5 protein-coding genes are annotated in these 3,565 nt (G+C 68.2%); 3 read left to right on the top strand and 2 right to left on the bottom strand.

The window, feature by feature from the left end; all coding sequences use genetic code 11:
• Positions 1 to 331: 331 nt before the first annotated feature.
• Entirely contained in the window at positions 332 to 1,174 is an 843-nt protein-coding gene (locus AB0H52_RS31585; RefSeq protein ID WP_225854623.1) for a VOC family protein, read from the bottom strand.
• Positions 1,175 to 1,448: 274 nt separating this feature from the next.
• Between AB0H52_RS31585 and AB0H52_RS31590 the strand changes: the two genes are divergently transcribed.
• The 3 genes from AB0H52_RS31590 to AB0H52_RS31600 all read left to right on the top strand — a co-directional run bounded on the left by AB0H52_RS31590 (position 1,449) and on the right by AB0H52_RS31600 (position 2,712).
• The gene (locus AB0H52_RS31590) at positions 1,449 to 1,904 is read left to right on the top strand and encodes a hypothetical protein (protein WP_151491169.1); all 456 of its coding nucleotides are present in this window, start codon (positions 1,449 to 1,451) and stop codon (positions 1,902 to 1,904) included.
• A 129-nt stretch (positions 1,905 to 2,033) separates the two neighbouring features.
• The gene (locus AB0H52_RS31595; RefSeq protein ID WP_255473710.1) at positions 2,034 to 2,165 is read left to right on the top strand and encodes a hypothetical protein; all 132 of its coding nucleotides are present in this window, start codon (positions 2,034 to 2,036) and stop codon (positions 2,163 to 2,165) included.
• A gap of 61 nt (positions 2,166 to 2,226) precedes the next feature.
• Entirely contained in the window at positions 2,227 to 2,712 is a 486-nt protein-coding gene (locus AB0H52_RS31600) for a lantibiotic dehydratase (RefSeq protein WP_151491170.1), read from the top strand.
• Between the two features lie 13 nt (positions 2,713 to 2,725).
• Here AB0H52_RS31600 and AB0H52_RS31605 read toward each other — a convergent pair whose 3' ends face one another.
• Entirely contained in the window at positions 2,726 to 3,460 is a 735-nt protein-coding gene (locus tag AB0H52_RS31605; protein WP_278124400.1) for a hypothetical protein, read from the bottom strand.
• Positions 3,461 to 3,565 lie beyond the last annotated feature (105 nt).

The following is a 3,565-nucleotide window of genomic DNA, read 5'->3' on the forward strand; positions in this document are numbered from 1 at the left end:
AAACACATGATCAACGGGCGGCTGCGTCCATGTCGGACGCCGCCCCCACCACATCCCAGCAGGTCAGACTGCTAATGGCGGCTGCCGTACTGGGCAGCCAATGACGAGGTCCGACGTGCAGCGGGCATGACGTCGAGCGTTAGGCCGCCACTTCCAGGCCCTCAAACATCTCCCTCGTCCGATTCGAATGCCGCACCTCCGCCGGCACCGCGACAGCAGGTAGCGCAGAACCAACAGCAACGCGGCAGATAGCAAACGCTGCTGGCGTAGCACTTCGCCGGGCAGAATTTGACGTTCTCGCCGCTCCAGTCGGCCCGGGGCCGCCCGGCCGTCAGCCCTTCATCTTGGCGAGGTGCCGTTCCTTCGCGTCGGCGAAGACCTGCTTGACGGGGTCGAGTGCCTGGACGAACTCGAGCTGCTCACCCTCCGGGCCCTTGCAGTAGATCAGCGCCCACCCGTTTGACTTGCCCTCGCGGATCTTGTTGGTGTTGGCGGTCGCCGGTGCGGCGAGGCGTGCCTGCTCGGTGCGTACGGTGATGACCCGGTTTGCCTTGACCTGGCTCATTCCGCGCCGGGCGCTCTCCGCCTCGAGGTCGGCGATGAACTTGTTGAAGTCGACGTCGTCGCGGATGTGGAAGCAGATGTGCATGGAGCGCGGGTAGGCCGGGCTCATGCGGTCGCGTGGCGGCGCGAAACTCCGGCCGGTGCCCTGCGGCTGGTTCGAGTCGCGATACTGCAGGAGCTCGATCACCACGTTGTCGAATTGGACGAACCGCACGTCGAGTCGCTGCTTTCCGCTGGCCAGATCCGGCACACCGATCTTCGCCGGATCGATCCTCTGCTCGGTCGCGATGATCTCCTGATCGGTGAGGATCGTGTCGTGGATAACCTGGCCCTGGAAGTCGCCGTCGCGCATCACCTCGGTGCCGCCGAGCACTTCGGTGTAGAACTCGAAGGCTCGCTCCATATTGTCGACCGTCACCCCGAAGTGCTGGATGCCCTGCAACCTCAGGCCGAGCGCCGCGCCGTCCCGGTTGGCTGCCGGCATCGCCGTGCTGGACGCGGCCGGGGCCGCATCGCTCTTCTCCGCCGTGCAGCCGGTCACCACGGACAGCGCGGCACCGGCGCCGGCCGCCGCAAAGAGGCTGCGACGAGAGATTTTGGACGCGATCACTTCTTCCACCTTGAGGCTCCTCTGAGGTCGGTGCGCTGTGCCATCGATGATTAGTGCGGTGAATGTATGCGGACTGGATTACCACTTGATTCGGTGCGGGCTCCCGCTAATCGACAACGAATTGGAAAAGGCCCGTTTGGCGTTGCCCCGGACGGGGAACTGAAAGCCGATTATTTTCTGCACTGGGGGCCCGTGGGCGTGGTTGCCGGTCCGGGAGTCGCGTGCTAACTTTCCATGCGAGCAAGTACTTTCCGTCGCGTGAAGGAGCTGTCTCATGAACACCACGCCCACGCCCGAAGAGGCAGAAGGGGCCTTGCGGGACGTCCACCGGCGGCGAGGCCAGACCGCGGCTGCGGCCGGTTGGCCGTGGTGGGCCTGGATCGTGACCGGGGTTCTCATCGCGGCGCTCGGAGTTCTCGCCGATCGGTATCCGGAATTCACACGCACCTACGGCACCACCATCGCCATCCTGCTGCTGCTCGTCGCCATGGCGAGTAACACCCGGTGGGGTGGTGCCCTGCTCCGCCGACCGGTGCGCCCCCGCATTCAGCCAGACACGTCGGCCCTGATGTGGTCGGCGCTGATCCTGGCCCTCCTCATCGGCGGCACCGCGCTCGCCGGCGCCCTGGGCGTCCCGCACGTCCTGCTCTGGGGCGGACTGTTCATCGGTGTCCTGCTGGCCGCCGCCGGCCCCTGGTGGCAGCGCCGGGTGCTCATCCGCGCGGCCTGACGGCCGTCGACCGGGCGGCGGCACTTCGCCCGCCGACTGAATTGCTGTTCCGCTAACCATCCGTGTGTTCCCCAACCATCTGGTGAACGGCGGAACGACCGATCCGCCCTGAGGTTAGGGAGCCCCATCATGCCGGTGGAGAAGCTGGACGACCTGTTCGACATCGAGATCGAGGAAGCCGAGATCGAGACGGCGGTGGAGAACGGCATCGTCGCCTACCCGACGATCGACCGGACGATCACGACCTGCGCCATCTGCTGATGTCCCGGCCGGACGGAAGGCAATCGCCGTCCGGCCGGCCGGCCCCACCGTCAGGAGTCGCATGGACGTCGTCTTCACCTGCACGGAGCAGTTCGTGCTCAGGGCGGCGGCGCTGCCCCGCAGTGCCGCCCGAGGCACCCGCGCGGCGCCGGTGGACGTGCGGAACGTGGTTGCCGATCCGGTGGCCGCACCGTTCGCGGAGGCGGTCGGGCTCGCGAGTCGGTCGTTGGACGCGACGTTCGCGAAGGTGGCACACGGTCGGGATCTTCCGGACCGCCGCGCGGATCGGGCCGCCGATTCACTGACCCGGTACCTGCTCCGGATGTCGGGCCGCGCCGGAGACCGTCGCGCCGCTGAACCGTTCACCGCGCGGCTCCGCGAGCACCTGCACGCGTTCGCCGAGCCGGAGAGCATGTTCGCCGTGCGAACGGTCCCCGCGGACTGGGCTGGTCTGCTCGATGGCGCGGCGGGGGTCGCGCTCGCGTTGGGCGGTACGAGCCCGGGCGGCCCGGTGCTGAGCTGGGACGGCGCGCTGTTGTTGTCCTGAGCGGGGGACGCCCTCAGGCGAACCGTTCGGTCGTCACGGGGACCAAGCCGTGCTGCCGCAGGATGTTCGTCAGGTCGGACAGGGTCGAACTCACCACGGCCTGCGCCGCGCTGGACCTCATCAGGACGGTCACGTCGAGGCACCAGGCCCGGCCGTGACCGACCGGGCGCACATCCCAGGTGAATCGGTCCCCGCCCTCGTCCAGTTGCCCGCTGGCGAGCGACCCGGTGCCGACGTCCGTCGCGCGCCAGAGCATCCTGAGGCTCGCCACCTGGTCTGCCCCGAGCTGTCGGGCGAACAGAACGCGGTACACGCGCCGCTCGTGGAACCCGTCCGGTGGCTGCGCGGGGCCGAGCCGCAGCGGCGGGGCGGACGCGAGATCCAGGTGCTCCCGGAAGTACGTGCGCAGCACCGATTCGGCCGGCAGGTCTCCGCCACCGAGCATGCGGCAGATGACCTCGGCCTCGTGGCGGGAGCTGGGAACCACCCTCGCCAGGGTGTCCGGGTCGGTGCGAACGCTGCGGCTCAGCGCGGCGGAACTCCACCAGCCGGCCTCTCGTGTCCAACCCGCGCTGTTCAGGCCCGTGGTGGAGAAGTCGTGCGCGCGGCTGAACTCCTCGACGAGGATCCCCTCCGGTTGGCCGGTCGGCGCAGCGCCCGCGCGTCGAGGAAGGACCACGTAGTAGTCCAGCTCGGGCTGCCGGGCGGCCACGTCGACGGGCACCGCGCGCAACGGGTTGGCGGTCACGGCCGTAACCCTAGACGAGTAGTTCCGAAGTCAGGGGTCGATGTCTGGGCATGAAGAGAGGGCGTCCATGATCATGTTGTGACGCAAGACCTGGACACCCTCTTG

The sequence above is a fragment of the Micromonospora sp. NPDC050695 genome (genome assembly GCF_040654415.1).
In the GTDB taxonomy this organism is placed as follows: Bacteria; Actinomycetota; Actinomycetes; order Mycobacteriales; family Micromonosporaceae; genus Micromonospora.

Excerpts from the sequence above, each read along its gene's own strand:
- AB0H52_RS31600 (WP_151491170.1), top strand. The coding sequence starts at position 2,227 with ATGGACGTCGTCTTCACCTGCACGGAGCAGTTCGTGCTCAGGGCGGCG.
- AB0H52_RS31590 (WP_151491169.1), top strand. The coding sequence starts at position 1,449 with ATGAACACCACGCCCACGCCCGAAGAGGCAGAAGGGGCCTTGCGGGAC.
- AB0H52_RS31595 (WP_255473710.1), top strand. The coding sequence starts at position 2,034 with ATGCCGGTGGAGAAGCTGGACGACCTGTTCGACATCGAGATCGAGGAA.